Source organism: Acidobacteriota bacterium (assembly GCA_012729555.1).
In the GTDB taxonomy this organism is placed as follows: Bacteria; Acidobacteriota; UBA6911; order UBA6911; family UBA6911; genus UBA6911.
Window position 1 is genome coordinate 1 of the sequence record JAAYCX010000070.1, and the last position, 14,678, is coordinate 14,678.

Genomic DNA, 14,678 nt, shown 5'->3' on the forward strand with positions numbered 1-14,678 from the left:
CCCGTCATTGTAGGAATCGTACCCATTATCGGCAACGTCCTTACCGGAGTCTTACGGTTCGGATGATGGCACCCAAACTGGGCTTCCAGGGCCGTCATCCGAACCGGGATGACGGCCCTTTTTGTTTCATGCCCCTTATTATCGAGCGCAGGAGACAGCGACCATGAGCGACATCCACTCACCCGCATCGCAGTTGAATTCCCAGAGCAGCCGCACGCTCTCCATTCTTGTCGAAAACAGGTTCGGGGTCCTTTCCCGGATCACCGGGCTTTTCAGCGCCCGGGCCTACAACATCGAAAGCCTCACCGTGGCGCGCACCTCGGACCCCGGCCTTTCGAGAATCACCATGGTCGTACGCTGTGAATCGCTCCTGGCCCAGCAGATCCTGAGACAGGTGGAAAAACTGCCCGACACGGTGGAAGCCGCCGACCTGACCGAATCCAACTGCGTGGAACGCGAGCTGGTCCTGGTCCGGGTGAGGGCCCCGGAAGGGAAACGGACCACCCTGCTGACCGAGGCGGAGATCTTCCGGGCCCGCGTCGTGACGGCGACGCCCGACAATTACGTGTTCGAGGTCACCGGGGACTCGGGAAAGGTCGACGCGTTTCTCGATGTCGTCCGCCCCTACGGCATCGACGAAATGGTGCGCACCGGGAAGGTGGCGCTGCGCAGAAATCTCTCCCCGAAAAACGGGGACGCCGATCCGGTCCAGGCCGGCCAACCGAAATAGGAAAGGAAAATCGAGATGACGGAACAACAGGAGCAGCAACCCCATCCGATGGCCGGAAGACGTATGACCGGCGCGGAGATGATCATCCAGGTCCTGGCCCAGGAAGGGGTCGATACGGTATTCGGCTACACCGGGGGGGCGATCCTTCCCACCTACGACGCCATTTTCCGCTACAACGCCGAGCGCCAGGACCGCCGCAACGAGCAGATCCAGCTGATCGTCCCCGCAAACGAGCAGGGGGCCGGGTTCATGGCGGCGGGTTACGCCCGCGCCAGCGGCAGGGTCGGCGTCTTCATCGTCACCTCGGGGCCGGGCGCGACCAACAGCGTGACCCCCATCCGGGACTGCATGGCCGATTCGGTCCCGGCCGTGCTGATCTGCGGACAGGTCGCCCGCGCCGCCATAGGCACCGACGCGTTCCAGGAAGCCCCGGTGTTCAATCTCATGAGCCCCTGCGCCAAGCACGTGTTCCTGGTGGAGGAACCCGAGGAACTGGAAGCGACGGTGCGCACCGCGTTCGAGATCGCCCGCAGCGGCCGGCCCGGTCCCGTCGTCATCGACGTTCCCAAGGACGTTCAGAACTGGGAGGGGGTGTTCCGAGGAGAAGGAACGCTCCACTTCCGCGGCTACGAGAATCGGATGAGGGAACTCGCCCAATCCCGCCTGTCGGAGGAGTCCTGCGCCGAATTCTTCGAGCTCCTCGGCAAGAGCGAACGCCCGCTGATCTGCGCCGGCGGCGGCATCATCTCGGGCGACGCGGCCGGACAGCTGCGCGCGTTCGTGGAAAAGTTCCGGATCCCGGTGGTGACCACCCTGATGGGAATCGGCAGCGTGGACACCACCGACGAGCTGTCGCTGCACATGCTGGGCATGCACGGCATGGCCTACGCCAACTACGCCGTGATGGACTGCGATTTCCTGATCACCCTCGGCGCCCGCTTCGACGACCGGGTCGCAGGGAAGGTGCAGGAGTTCGCGCCGAAGGCGAAGATGCTGGCCCACATCGATATCGACGCGGCCGAGATCGGCAAGGTCAAGACGGTGACCTGGTCCCACGTGGGTCCGGCCCGCGAGGCCCTGGAAGACCTCATGCGCGGCGGAAACGATTTCCGGAAAGACTTCTCGAAGTGGCTGGAGCACGTGGGCGACCTGAAACGGGAACACGCGCGCAATTACAACCGCGAAACCCCGGCCATTCAGCCCCACCATGTGCTCGAGTGCCTGAGCGGGATCACGAGGGGGGAGGCCATCGTGGCGACCGGCGTGGGGCAGCACCAGATGTGGGCGGCCCAGTACCTGGACATCCGGCACCCCCGCTCGCTCCTGACCAGCGGGTCGATGGCCACCATGGGGTTCGGGCTTCCGGCCGCGATCGGGGCCCAGTTGGCCTTTCCCGACCGCCTGGTGATCGACGTGGACGGGGACGGCAGCATGCGCATGAACCTGGGGGAACTGGAGACGGCGACCACCTACAACCTGCCCGTCAAGGTGCTCGTGCTCAACAACTGCGGGGACGGCATGGTGCGGCAGTGGCAAAAGCTCTATTTCGGCAACCGGTTTTCCGGTTCGGATAAGTCTCTGAGGCAGAAGGATTTCGTCAAGACGGCCGAAGCCGACGGCTTCAAGTTCGCCCGCCGGCTCAGCGACAAGTCGCGGCTCGAGGAGACGCTGGAGGAATTCATCGCCTTCGGCGGCCCCGCGTTCCTGGAGGTCATGATCGATCCCGAGGCTTGCGTCTACCCGATGGTGGGCCCCGGAATGGGCTACAAGGAGATGATCACCGGCGATTTCATCGCGGGACGGAACCCGGAGGAGGACCTCCTGGCTGGAGCCCCCCCCTCCGATTCGTTCTAGACTGGTATACTGGTGAACAGGCAGTCAAGGTCCATTCGCGAGGAGTAGAGCTATGGCACAGATTACGTTCAAGGGAAACCCGGTCCACACCGCCGGGACCCTCCCCGAAAAAGGCTCCGACGCCCCCGGTTTCTCCCTGGTCGCATCCGATCTTTCCATGATTGCGCTCGCCGACTTCGGGGGGAAAAAGGTGGTCCTGAACATCTTCCCCAGCATCGACACCTCCGTATGCGCCGCTTCGGTCAGGCGCTTCAACGTCGAGGCGGCAAAACTGGAAAACACCGTGGTGCTCTGTATTTCCCGGGACCTGCCCTTCGCCCAGAAGAGATTCTGCGCCGCGGAGGGGATCGCCAACGTTCTTACCGGGTCCGAATTCCGGGACAGCGCCTTTTCGGACGCCTACGGGGTGCGGATGAGCGACGGCCCCCTGGCGGGGCTTCTTTCCCGCGCCGTGGTGGTGATCGATGAAGGGGGCAAGGTCCGGTACACCGAGCAGGTGCCCGAAATCACCGAGGAACCGGACTACGAACGGGCGCTCGCGGCCATAAAATCCTGAGATCGCGGGGGGGACCGGCCTAAACAATCCCCCTGTTTTGCCGATAGGATAGGCCATGACGCGAAAAAAGCAGGAAGAGCGGGAACTGTGCGCCGACCTGGTCAAGCTCCAGTGGGAAAACGACTCCGGCTCCCTGCAGAGCGAATGGGCCATTCTGAGCGATATCTCCCCGTCGGGCGCCTGCCTGGAGGTCGAGATCCCGATCGAGCCGGAGACCGTCGTCGGGCTCCAGTTCGCCAACGAACAGTGCCGCGCGCGCGCCAAGTACTGCAGATTCGACAAGGTGAACTACCTGCTCGGGGTGGAGTTTGAAGACGGGTACCGCTGGTCACGTCGGAGATTCAAACCCGAACACCTGACGCAATTCCGCCTGCGCCGGGTGAAGGCGGACGGCTGACGCCCGGTTTCTCCCCGGGGACAGGAAAAGGTTTGTCGGGGCCCCGATAACTTGCTATCCTTCCCCCCATGTGTTTTTCGGGTTCCCGGATCTCGATCCGTTCGTTTTTCAAGACCAGGCGTATCCTGCTGCCCGCCCTGCTGCTCATCCTGGGGATCGCACCGATTCTGCCCGCCCAGGGTTCGCCGGGTCGCATCCTGGGAGGCTCCCGGAATTCCCCGGTGAGAATCGACGTCTTCTCCGATTTTCAGTGCGCCGCGTGCCGCGAGCTTTTTCTCAACACCATCAAACCGATTCTCAAGGAGTACTCGGCCAGGGACAAGGTGTGCGTCGTCTACCACGAATATCCGGTTGCGGGCCACACGCTGGGGCTCGCGGCCGCCCGCTACGTCGAGGCGGCCCATCGCCTGGGGCTCCCCCGGCTCCTGGCCGTCATGGAATCCATTTTCCTGGACCAGGCCGCCTGGGCCCGTACCGGCAACCTGGACGCTTCCGTGGCCAAAGCCATGCCGCCGGCCGATTTCTCGAGACTCAAGCAGATCATGCAGGACCCTCGCATCGGGGCCGAGGTGAACCGCCACATCCAGTACGCCCGGCAACAGAAGATCCAGGCCACCCCCACCCTGATCATCCGCGCCGCGGGGAAGGAAGAGAGGGTCGACGGCTACATCCCCTATCCCGTAATGAAGCACTTCATCGGCAGGTACGTGAAATAACATGGCGTGGCGCTTTCTGCATTGGGCGTGCCGCATTCTGCTCGGCGCCCTTTTCCTCTACAGCGGTTATATCAAGATAGCCCAGCCGTTGCAGTTTTCGGCCGCCGTCGCCGGGTACCAGGCGGTCCCCGAGACCTGGATCTGGCCGATCGCGCAATATTTCCCCTGGCTGGAGGTGGCGCTCGGGATCGGTCTGCTCGCGGGGTGGAAGCTGCGTCATGTCGCCGGCGCCGCCGCGCTGCTGCTTCTGTTCTTTTCGGTCCTGCTCACGGTGACCTGGTTGCGCGGCATCCAGGCCAACTGCGGGTGCCTCAGCTTCGACGACCCCATCTCCCCCGCCACCATCGCCCGCGACAGCCTTTTGCTGATCCCGGCGCTCTACCTGCTCCTGGAAGGCTGGTTGAAAAACTCCCTTGCGGGCTCCCCATCCCCTCCCCCGTCGGCCGCATAGGATATAGGAACGGGCCGCGGACACACCCCTCCCTTCGGGCGAACGGACCCGCGGGCCCGCGCGGCGCCGGCCGCGGACCGCGCAGGCACACCTCTCCCCTGGCGCCGCGGCGGCGCTGAAAACAAAGACGATGAGGCATTCACAGAGATAACAACAGCGCTGGAAGGAGCGAGTCCTTGAGATTCACTTATCCGCTGTAGGATCAGAAGGTGCTACTGGTCCGGATCCGGGATCCGTCACAACCCGTTCGACTTCAATCGAACAGTCCTTCAGTAACGCAACAAGAGCTCCGATTGCGGCCAGGACGGGCGCGATCACCGTACCGACGACTCCCGCCGTCAATGGAAATTCCGCCACAATCCGCTCTCCCTGCTTAATGACAACCCGCCGTGCATTACCTTCCTGCACAACCTGTCTCAGCTTGTCCAGCAATTCGCTCCCCTGGAGTTTGATCGTTTCCCAGATCTTTTTGTCCTGCATCTTCCTCTCCATCCGAGGGAAACCCTCTGCTCCCGGCGACGAACCGCCGTCATTATCCCGCTACTTCCGGCTCCGCGTAACGCGCGCCTTCTTGGCCGTCCCCTTTTTGATCGGGTCCCAGCGCCGGCGGATGTTTTCGCGCCCCATCTCTCTCAACCTTCGAGCGCCCTTGGACAACCCCAGGCGATGCCCCTTGAATACCACGGAGGACACCTTGCGCCCGAGAATACCCGCGATTTCCGCATTGCTGTGCGTGCGGTAGAGGCGTTTGAGCAGGGCGACCTCCTCCTTGGTCCAGCGGGGACGCACCTGGCCCGTCTTCACTTTGCTTTTCTTTATCTTTGTTGGCAATTCAGTAGCTCCTTTATTTTTCCATCAGCTATTCCTATCACTAGGAATTTGCTTAATTAACCATAGCGTTTTTGCAACTGTATTTCAATCACCAAATGCATTAAAATGTGTAAAAATTGCAGGCATTGGAGATTAGGTTGTTTTGTAAGTTTTAGTAATTATAGGTATATGAAACGCTTGTATTTCCGGGAAACACCCCCTGCCGAATATCTGGACCCCCGCCGCGCCTCGGCGTTCCGCCGCCGGCTCCTCCGCTGGTACCTTGACAATCGACGCGTCCTCCCCTGGCGGGACACCCCCACCCCCTACCGGGTCTGGATTTCGGAAATCATGCTGCAGCAGACGCAGGTCGGCACGGTGCTTCCCTATTACGACCGGTTCCTCCAGCGATTCCCCGACATCCCCTCCCTGGCGAGGGCCTCCGAATCGGACGTCCTCCAGCGCTGGGCGGGCCTGGGTTATTACGGCCGGGCCCGCCGCCTGCACCAGGCGGCCCGCATCCTGTGGCCCGCCCGGCAGGGGAAATTCCCGGAGGAGTACGAGGCCGTTCTCGCGCTGCCCGGGATCGGCCCCTACACCGCCGGGGCCATCTGCTCCATCGCCTACAACCAGCCCCGGCCCGTGGTCGACGGAAACATCCGCAGGGTCCTGGTCCGTCTCCTCCGCATCGGCGGGAAGGTCCGGGAAGGCTTTTTCTGGGACCAGATGACGGCCCTGCTCCCCCCGAACCAGGCCTCCTCCTTCAACCAGGCGATGATGGAACTGGGAGCCATGGTCTGCACCCCGCACCGGCCGCAATGCGGCTCCTGCCCGGTGGCGCGGGTGTGCCGCGCCCTGGAATCGGGAAACCCCTCCCGTGTTCCCGTGAAACACCCCCGCGGCAGCCGGCCGGTGCATCTCCTGGTGCTCCTCCTGGAAAAAGAGGGGCGCGTCCTGCTGGCTTCTTCCGGCAAACCCGGCTTCATCCCCGGCGCCTGGGGCCTGCCCTGCCGCGTCCTCGCGGATGCAGCCTCGGCCGAAAGCGAGGCCGCCCGGCTGATCCGGGAGATTACGGGCCGCGCCGTGAGCCCCGTCCCCCTTCCCCCGTTCCGCCACGCGATCACGCATCGCCGCATCACCGTCCATCCGTTCGGGAGCACCGCGGAGCCGACGACGGTCCAGGGAGGGGGCTATCAATGGGTTAACCGAAAGCGGGGAAAGGACAGAGTCCTCTCCTCGCTGTTCCGGAAGGCGCTCGAGGCAGGGGCCGGGGCGGGCGCCTGACGCGTCAGACGCCGGGAGCCGCCCCGGGGGCCGGCCCCTGAGGCATGCGGGGCGTTCGGTGGGCGGGACCCGGCGGGGGGCCGAAGCGGCGGTCCCGGCCGTCCGGGGACCTCCACCGCTTGATATCTTCGAGATAATCGGCGAATTTCTTCTGCTGGGCCGCATCCAGGATGGAGGAGATCTTCCGGTTGGTCTCGGCAAGCACCGCCTCGATCCGGGGCTGCTGCTCCGTCTGCAGGGCGTCCAGTTGCCTGCGCGATTCCTTCATGATCTCCCCGAAACGGGCTTCCTGCTCGGGCGTCATCTCGAGCAGTTCCGGCAGCCTCCGGTGCCCCCGGGGGGGAGGGGGGCTTCCCTGCGGATGCGCCCACCCCGGACCGGGATGCGTCCTCGACCAGAAAAAGGCTCCTCCGGCCCCCAGCAGGGAGCCGAGGAGAAAGACGGCGATCAGGATCGCCCAGGCACGCGCGCGGTCTCTCACCCCTATTCCTCCAAGGGAACCAGTTGCAGGAGCAGCTCGCTGTCGTTCTGAACCAGCAGCCGGCCCGCCAAATTGCTCGATTCCGCCTCGTTCAGGAGCTTTTCATACTCCGTATAGGCCGAAACGGTGCGGTTTACGGGCAGGAGCCAGAGAAATGCGAAGAGCAGAACCCCCGCCGCCGCCGCCGCCACGGCCGGCTTGGGCCGGAAACAGGACGCGATCAGCGCGTCCCAGGCCGGGGCGCGCTCGAACGCCCTGCGGGCGATCCGCGAGGCCAGGTCGACCGGCTGGATCTTTTCCGCCTTCAGGATGAAGACGAGGTTGTCAAGCATCCGGAGCCTCGACCCGCAGTCGGGGCAACCGGCCAGATGGGACTGGAACCTCTCCCGCGCGGCATCGTCCAGCTCCCCGTCCCGGTAGAGGTCAAACAGGGCGCACTCACGCTTCATCGCTCCCGCTCCTTTGCGCCGCAGCCTCGAAGGTAGGCGCGAAATTTCCTCTGAAGTTCCGCCCGGGCCCGGGAAACCCTGACCCGGGCGGCCACCTCGCTCGTCCCCAGGGCGGCCGCCACCTCGCCGTAGTCCTTATCGTCCACTTCACGCAAAATGAATGCCGCCCGGTACTTGGGATTCAGCCCGTCAAGCAGGGCCCGGGCCACCCGGGCATAGCCTTCGGAATCCTCCACCCCCGGGCCCGCCGATACCGGGCCCCGCTCCATGGAAAGGTCCCGCAACAGCCTCTCCTGCTCGTGCTCCCTTAGCTCGGACCAGAGCTGCACTTTCCGGCTCCTTTTTCTCCGCAGCTGATCGATGCAGTAATTGGTGGCGATGCGCGCCACCCACGGGCCGAAAGGATACCGGCGGTCGAATTTCCCGAGCGCGGCGAAGGCCCGCAGGAACACCTCCTGGACCGCATCCTCGTTCTCGGAGGAACTTCCCAGCACCCGGTGCACCGTCCCCCAGACCGCGGACTGGTACCGGCGCACCAGCTCCGCGAAAGCCCCCTCGTCCCCCCCGAGCGTCCTCTCGATCAGTTCGGAATCCGACGGATCCATCATGCTCACTGATTATTTACGAAAAAGGGGCGGGTTGTTACAAAAATCGGACGGGGCGCGGGAGCCGTCCCGGGGCGCGCGGGATCAGTAATGGATGTGGAGGTGATTGCTCACGATGCGCCGGACCCCGGGCCGGATGGCGTCCCAGCGGACCGATCCGCTCTTGCGGATGATGAGGATGCGCTGGTCGAGCGTCACCTCGTCCACTCCCGGGAGGTCGAAAAGCTCCTTGAGCAGGCCGTCGTCGGTGACCGGTATTTCCAGGCGGCTCCGGTACTGTCGCTGGGTTTCCGATATCTTCGTCCCGAGATAGAAAAGACCGACATCGGACGCGTCGCTCAGGGCCTCGGAGACGACCCCGAGGTCCGATTCCTCCTCGATGACCTGGTTGCGGGTACCGTAGTGGCGGAATACGAACGTCACGAGGATCCCGAGCGCGAGGATGAGACCCAGGAAAAACAGGAGATTGGTGACTTCGTATTTCCTGAGGCTCTTCCGGCCGGATCCAGGACTCAAGTCAGCCTCCGTTTCGGCGCATCCCGCGCCATGGCCCAAGGACTATTCGTAACGGAGACACTCGATCGGGTCCAGGTTCGAGGCCTGGACCGCCGGGTAGATGCCGAAAATCAACCCGATAACCGAACTGACGCCGAAGGACAGCCCCACCGAAGCGGCGGTGATTATGGTGTTCCACCCCGAAAAAGCGGCCACCGCCTTCGAAATGCCGTAACCCAGGCCCACCCCGATGATGCCGCCCGCCAGGCTGATGGCTACCGCCTCGGCCATGAACTGCATCCGGATATCGAGCTTCTTGGCGCCGATGGCGCGCCGCAGCCCGATCTCGTTGGTCCTCTCGAGGACCGAGGCCAGCATGATGTTCATGATGCCGATGCCGCCGACCAGGAGCGAAATGCTGGCGATGGCGCCCATGACGACGTTGAAGATACCCTGGGTCCGCTGGTTCTGTTCCAGCAGCTTTTCCGGCACCACGATGGAATAATCGTCCACGTAGTGGTGCATCACCGACATCAGGTTGTTGATCGTCGACGCCTGTTCCTTGATTTCGGCGTCGTCGGCGATCCGGATGACGATCTCGTTCAGCTCGTTCTCGACGCTCTCGGTGTCGAACTTGCGGATCGCGGTGGTGATCGGGATGTAGATGTCGTTGTTGGGATTCTGGATCTTGACCCCCTCGAACTCCTGCTTTTCGACCGTGGCGTCGGCCAGGATCCCGACCACCTTGAACCAGACATCGTTCACCTTGATCTTCTCGTTCAGCACGTCCCCGAACCCGAACAGCTTCTGCTTGGCCGCGATGCCGAGCACGCAGACCTGGGCGTTCGCTTTCTCGTCTTCCTCCAGGAAGAAAGCCCCCTGCAGCAGCTTCAGGTTCTGGATGACGGGGTAGGTGCTCGAAACCCCGAGCACCCGGCTGTCGCTGCGCGCCTTTTCCGAATTCACCTGGTAGGTCTTCACCAGCCTCGAGGCGGAGATCAACGGCTTGGGTTTGAGGATCGACTCGAGCGCCTCCACGTCCCGCATGCTGACGCCGAGCGATTCCGTCCGGATCTGCTGGAGCTCTTCCGTCTTGAATTCCTTGGCCTGGATGATGATGTTCCGGATGCCGAAGCTGGCGATGGTGCGCAGGCTCTCCTCCTCCGCCCCCGCGCCGATCGAGAGCATGGCGATTACGGCGCCGACTCCGAAGATCATGCCGAGCATGGTCAAAAAGGACCGCAGTTTGTGCCTTCCCAGACTCGCCAGGGCGCCGATCATCGTTTCCATCGATAACATAGGAATCCAGCCTCGTACAAAAATGCGCTTGCCTAGTTCACTGCCAGACGTACCGTTTGCAGCAACACCCGCTCCGGAAAATCTATCTCGGCGGCCCGCCCCGCATCATCCGCATCATGCCGCCCGGAGGCATGCCGGGCATGCCCGGCATCCCGTTCTGCTGCCCCCCCTTGTTGAAATCGGGAAGCGTGAGCTTGCGCCCCCCCTTGGGATCGGCCAGAGCGATCATCTCCCCCTCCTCGACCCCCCCCAGGATCACGGCTTCGCCGTGGGAACTGAGCCCGGTGTCGACCGGACGTTCCACGAATTCCCCCTCTTTGCGCACGTATACGATGTTCCCGCTCTCCCTGGCCACCACGGCGCCCGAGGGAACGACGAAGACCGATTCGTACTTTTCCAGGATCACGTCCCCGCGCAGGTTCATCCCGGGACGGATCCGTTTGAGGTCCCCGCCGGCATCGGAAATACCCACGTCGCAGGTGAAATAGCGGAGGGGCGAGTTGCGCTCCAGCGACGACGCCACGGAGGAAACGGAGGTGATGGCGCCGTTGAATTCCTTTTCCGGAATCGCGTCGAGCTTGATCACCACCGGCTGCCCCTTCTCCAGGCTCCCCCCGTCCCTCTCGAGGACGTAGATGCGGGCCTGCAGGACATCGAGGTTGATCACCTCCACGATCACCTGGCCGGGATGGGAATTGTCCCCGATCTGGGGATCCTCCCGGCGGTCCCGGCGGTACAGGACCAGGCCGTCCACGGGGGCCAGCAGCTCGAGCGAGTTGAGGGTCTCCCGGATCATGGAAATTTCCGACTGGGCCTTGTTCCTCTCGATGGCCAGGATCTGCTGGTCGGAGCGGGCGATCCGCTGCTGCGTCTTCCCCTTGCTCTTGAGGAATTCGATCCTTTCCCTGGCGTAGCGGGCGTCGGCCTGGGCGGTGATGATGTCCCACTTGGAGAAGATCGACTCGTCCTGCGGCATGACCGTCATCGCGTAGTCGTATTCCTCCTCCGCATCCTTCCGGTCGATGCCGAGCACCGTCTCCTCGGTTCCCTGCTGCAGCGTCTTGATTTGGGTGTTCTGCTGGTTCGCCTCCAGCGTGTTCTGCTGCTTTTCGAGCGTCAACCTGGCGTCGGTGCTGTCGAACCGGACCACCGGCTGCCCCGCCCTGACAAAGGACCCTTCGGGGATGAGCCAGGAGATGGTCAGGCTTCCCGAGGAGGTGTTGGGGGTGGCGACCGGCGTCGTTTCCATCCCGACGATCTCGCCGTTGGAAGTCACCTTGAGGGAAAAGGCCTGCCGCACGAGCTCGGTGACGGGGATGGGGTTTTCGTCGGCCGCGGCGAAAACCCTGGAGATCCGGCTGGACAGGCTGCCGCGGTAGAGGAAGAGCAGCACGCCGCACGCCACAAGCACCGCCAGGGCCGCCAGCCTCCCCAGGTTCTTCTTCCATGGACTCGACATCGGTTTCTGAGCTTCGCCGCTGTATTTCATAGCATACCTCGTTGTTACACCACCGGTCGCGACCGGATCTTTTCGTTGGCCTCGAGCCCGGCCTCCACCACGGCCGTCATCCCGTCATTGGTGCGCAGGCTGATCTCGCGCCATTCGAGTTTTTTGATTTCCGGCTTCCACACCTGGACGTAGGACCGCCCGTCCCGCTCCTGGATGCTGGAGAGCGGGATGACCACGACCTCGGGATATTCGCCCACGCGGATCTGCGCCTTCAGGTTCATGCCGGGACGCAGCAGCTTCGTATCCAGGTCGTCCATTTCCAGGTAGGCTTCGATCACCTTCTGCGGCCGGTCGAAGGTGGCCTGCTTCAGGATGGTCCCGATGCTCACGATCTTCCCGACGAAGGAGCGCCCCCGGACGGCGTCGACCGTGATGTTGGCCTCCTGCCCCACCCGGATCTTGCCGGAATCGATCTCGTCGATCTGGATCTTGGCCCGGATGCTCGACAGGTCCGGGATCTCCATGACCGCATCCATGGCGAAAACGTTGCTCCCGATCTCCGTCGCCTCGTTGTTCCAGTTGCGCTTGTAGATCACGACTCCCGCCACCGGCGCCCTCACGGTCAAGGAATCCATGGCGTCCATCAGGTCGTCCATCCGGCCACGGTAATGGCGTTCGTTGCTGCGCGATATCTGCAGGTCGAGCTGGCCGCTTTCGGTCTTGTACCCGACCTTCTGTTCCAGCAGTTCGACATTTCTCTTCGCGGCGTCCCGCTGGATCCGCGTCTGCTCGATCTCGATTCCGCTCACGAGATCGACCTGGGAGCTGAGCTTGACCTCCAGCTTCTCCAGGTCGGACTTCGCCTGCTCCAGCGAGAGCTTCAGGTTCTTGAGCTGGATGTCGGTGTCGGACCGCTTCTTCTGCCGTTCCTCCTGGACCCGCTGGAAATTGGCGGTCTCGTCCCGCAACCGCGAGGTGATCTCCGAGGTGTCGAACTCCATCAGGAAATCCCCTTCGGACACCGCGGTCCCCTCGTCCACCATGCGCATCAGCTTGAACCGCCTCTCGCGGCGGATCTGGGGCGGGCCGACGCTCACGCTCCTGGATGCCTCCAGCACCCCGGTGGCGTTGATGATCACGGGAAAGTCGACCCTCTGGGCCGTGATCAGGTCCTTGTCGCCGACGTTCGCGGAAACGCGCCGGGAACGATAAAACCAATACCCCGCCCCGGCCAGGATCACGATCAGCGCCAGCAGGACGATGCGTTTCTGATTCTTCATTTGGATACCTCCGCCTCATGCTGCGCCGCGATCAGCCGGTCCCCCGTCTTCACGCCGGAAAGGACCTCGACCAGCTGGTCCCCGACGGCGCCGATTTCGACGAACTCCTTCTTCGCCTGCTTGAGATCGGCCCCCTTGAGCACGAACTGGCGCCCCTGGTTGTCCACCCCCAGGTAATCCCTAGGGATCGCCGTCGCACCCCCGGCCAGGACCAGGGGCACGTCCACCTGTGCCGTCATCCCGGGCTTCAGCATGTCGACATCCACCCTGTCCAGCCGGACGACGGTCTGGAAAACTTTCTGATCCGAGGCGAAGTTCTTCCTGCCGGCCACGCTGGTGAGCGATTCGATCACCCCCTCGACCTCGTAGCCCGGCAGCGCGTCGAACCGGACGCGGCATCGCTGCCCGGGCGACAGGTTGCTGTACTCCGTGTCGTAGACGAATCCCAGCACCTGCATGCTGGACAGGTCGGGGAGGCTGGCAACCTCCATTCCGGGGAAGATGCTGTCCCCGGTCTGGACCTTCCGGTTGCTCGCCCAGTTATCGCCGTAGATCAGGATGCCGTCCTGCGGCGCGTCGATTTTGAGCAGCTTCATGTCGCTTTCGATCTTTTTCAGGTTGATCTCCGCCTGGGAACGGTTGATCTCCACCAGCGCCATTTGCGACTTGTAGCTCTTCTCGAAATTGTCCATCTGCTCCCGGGCCTTCTGCAGCGCCAGTTTCGACTTGGTGACGTTCAACTGGTATTTCTGGTAGGTGTTCGCGGGGAGCAGGTCCTTGCTGATCCTGCCGTAGAGCTCGTCCTGCTTCAGGCTCGATTCGGCCTGCGACAGCGAATTGAGCAGGTCGCAGCGTTCCGCTTCCAGGTCGGCCTTCTTCTTCTGGATATTCAGCATGGCTTCGTCCAGCGTCCGCTCCGCCTCCGACTTCTGGCTCAGCAGGGAGGAATCGTCGAACTCCACGATCCGTTCCCCCTTTTTCACCATCGATCCCTCGGGAGCCAGGTAGGTGACGGTGTTGGAAAAGCTGCTCTGAATGCGCGGGGCGCTGATCATGGTGGAGTTCCGCGCCTTCAGTTCCCCGGTGAGCACAATCTCCTTCACGATCTCCCCGGTGTCGACGACGTAGGCCGCCACCTTCCTTTCGGCCGGTTTGTCCGCCGGGGCGGGGAGCGGGTCCGAACCCTTCTTGCTCTCGAGCCCGGGGTTCTGGGCGGATGCGGTCGGCGCATATCCCGCCGAAAGGGCCAGAATCATGGCCACCAACGGCAGCGCCGCCACTCCCTTGACGATTGAATTCCGTTTTCTTTCCATACCCATCACGCGCAATCCCGATTATGGTTGTTGGATCCGGTCCGGCCGGCGGTCTCGATCACCCTAAGGCTTCAGGGTTTTGACCCATGCGGCCCATTCCTCTTCGATCTTCGCGAAATCGTCCCCCAGCACATCCGGCCGTTCAATATAATCCCGGCTTTCCGTCCCGTCCCGCGCCGTCCGGATCAGTTCCCGGACCTTTTCCACCCCCGCCTTCTCCATCAGGAAGTAGAAGAAGGTGCTGGACTGGCCGTCGAACAGCATCCGGTCCTGCTCGTCCTTGGGGATGGTCCGCTGCGGCATCCCCCCGGACCCGCCGCTTCCGGGCCGCCCGGACCCGCCGCCCCTGGACCCTCTCTGCCCCCCCGTTCTCCCTCCGCCGGAGAAGCCGCCGCCCGGGAAACCGCCCCCGTTCATCCCCGGCGTGCCTCCGCCGGGAAAACCTCCTCCGGGAAAGCCCCCCCCGTTCATCCCGGGCATGCCGCCGCCGGGAAAGCCGCCGCCGTTC

General features: G+C 63.4%; 18 protein-coding genes. 7 read left to right on the plus strand and 11 right to left on the minus strand.

Annotation, left to right across the window (positions count from 1 at the left end; all coding sequences use genetic code 11):
- The first annotated feature begins 163 nt into the window (after window positions 1-163).
- The 6 genes from ilvN (at window position 164) to GXY47_12790 (ending at window position 4,704) form a co-directional block, all read left to right on the plus strand.
- Entirely contained in the window at window positions 164-730 is a 567-nt protein-coding gene (gene ilvN, locus GXY47_12765) for an acetolactate synthase small subunit (GenBank protein NLV32014.1), read from the plus strand.
- Window positions 731-745: 15 nt separating this feature from the next.
- The gene (ilvB, locus tag GXY47_12770) at window positions 746-2,584 is read left to right on the plus strand and encodes a biosynthetic-type acetolactate synthase large subunit (GenBank protein NLV32015.1); all 1,839 of its coding nucleotides are present in this window, start codon (window positions 746-748) and stop codon (window positions 2,582-2,584) included.
- Window positions 2,585-2,636: 52 nt separating this feature from the next.
- Window positions 2,637-3,140, plus strand: coding sequence for a thiol peroxidase (tpx, locus tag GXY47_12775; GenBank protein NLV32016.1), 504 nt, complete (start codon window positions 2,637-2,639; stop codon window positions 3,138-3,140).
- Between the two features lie 55 nt (window positions 3,141-3,195).
- The gene (locus tag GXY47_12780; GenBank protein NLV32017.1) at window positions 3,196-3,537 is read left to right on the plus strand and encodes a hypothetical protein; all 342 of its coding nucleotides are present in this window, start codon (window positions 3,196-3,198) and stop codon (window positions 3,535-3,537) included.
- A gap of 221 nt (window positions 3,538-3,758) precedes the next feature.
- A complete protein-coding gene (locus GXY47_12785; protein ID NLV32018.1) occupies window positions 3,759-4,253 on the plus strand; it encodes a thioredoxin domain-containing protein in 495 nt (164 codons plus the stop codon).
- A 1-nt stretch (window position 4,254) separates the two neighbouring features.
- Window positions 4,255-4,704, plus strand: a complete 450-nt coding sequence (locus tag GXY47_12790) for a DoxX family membrane protein (GenBank protein ID NLV32019.1) — start codon at window positions 4,255-4,257, stop codon at window positions 4,702-4,704.
- Window positions 4,705-4,887: 183 nt separating this feature from the next.
- On the opposite strand, the gene GXY47_12795 is transcribed toward GXY47_12790, so the two are convergent.
- Window positions 4,888-5,184 carry a DUF4342 domain-containing protein gene (locus GXY47_12795; protein NLV32020.1) on the minus strand — a complete coding sequence of 99 codons (297 nt, stop codon included), beginning with the start codon at window positions 5,182-5,184 and terminating at the stop codon, window positions 4,888-4,890.
- A gap of 60 nt (window positions 5,185-5,244) precedes the next feature.
- On the minus strand, window positions 5,245-5,508 hold the full coding sequence (locus GXY47_12800; protein NLV32021.1) for a hypothetical protein: 264 nt from the start codon (window positions 5,506-5,508) through the stop codon (window positions 5,245-5,247).
- Between the two features lie 195 nt (window positions 5,509-5,703).
- Here GXY47_12800 and mutY point away from each other — a divergent pair, with 195 nt between their 5' ends.
- The gene (gene mutY, locus GXY47_12805; GenBank protein ID NLV32022.1) at window positions 5,704-6,798 is read left to right on the plus strand and encodes an A/G-specific adenine glycosylase; all 1,095 of its coding nucleotides are present in this window, start codon (window positions 5,704-5,706) and stop codon (window positions 6,796-6,798) included.
- A gap of 4 nt (window positions 6,799-6,802) precedes the next feature.
- On the opposite strand, the gene GXY47_12810 is transcribed toward mutY, so the two are convergent.
- The 9 genes from GXY47_12810 to GXY47_12850 form a co-directional block, all read right to left on the minus strand.
- Window positions 6,803-7,279 (minus strand): hypothetical protein, encoded by a 477-nt coding sequence (locus tag GXY47_12810; protein NLV32023.1) that lies wholly within the window; start codon window positions 7,277-7,279, stop codon window positions 6,803-6,805.
- A gap of 2 nt (window positions 7,280-7,281) precedes the next feature.
- Complete coding sequence (locus GXY47_12815; protein NLV32024.1) at window positions 7,282-7,728, minus strand: hypothetical protein; 447 nt, start codon at window positions 7,726-7,728, stop codon at window positions 7,282-7,284.
- Entirely contained in the window at window positions 7,725-8,336 is a 612-nt protein-coding gene (locus GXY47_12820; GenBank protein ID NLV32025.1) for a sigma-70 family RNA polymerase sigma factor, read from the minus strand. Before GXY47_12820 ends, GXY47_12815 begins: the two co-directional genes overlap by 4 nt.
- Window positions 8,337-8,417: 81 nt before the next feature.
- Complete coding sequence (locus tag GXY47_12825; protein NLV32026.1) at window positions 8,418-8,849, minus strand: hypothetical protein; 432 nt, start codon at window positions 8,847-8,849, stop codon at window positions 8,418-8,420.
- Between the two features lie 42 nt (window positions 8,850-8,891).
- Complete coding sequence (locus tag GXY47_12830; GenBank protein ID NLV32027.1) at window positions 8,892-10,127, minus strand: FtsX-like permease family protein; 1,236 nt, start codon at window positions 10,125-10,127, stop codon at window positions 8,892-8,894.
- An 82-nt stretch (window positions 10,128-10,209) separates the two neighbouring features.
- A complete protein-coding gene (locus tag GXY47_12835; GenBank protein ID NLV32028.1) occupies window positions 10,210-11,616 on the minus strand; it encodes an HlyD family efflux transporter periplasmic adaptor subunit in 1,407 nt (468 codons plus the stop codon).
- Between the two features lie 14 nt (window positions 11,617-11,630).
- A complete protein-coding gene (locus tag GXY47_12840; GenBank protein ID NLV32029.1) occupies window positions 11,631-12,857 on the minus strand; it encodes an HlyD family efflux transporter periplasmic adaptor subunit in 1,227 nt (408 codons plus the stop codon).
- On the minus strand, window positions 12,854-14,170 hold the full coding sequence (locus tag GXY47_12845; GenBank protein NLV32030.1) for an HlyD family efflux transporter periplasmic adaptor subunit: 1,317 nt from the start codon (window positions 14,168-14,170) through the stop codon (window positions 12,854-12,856). The genes GXY47_12840 and GXY47_12845 overlap by 4 nt, the downstream gene beginning before the upstream one ends.
- 63 nt (window positions 14,171-14,233) lie before the next feature.
- Complete coding sequence (locus tag GXY47_12850; GenBank protein ID NLV32031.1) at window positions 14,234-14,473, minus strand: hypothetical protein; 240 nt, start codon at window positions 14,471-14,473, stop codon at window positions 14,234-14,236.
- Window positions 14,474-14,678 lie beyond the last annotated feature (205 nt).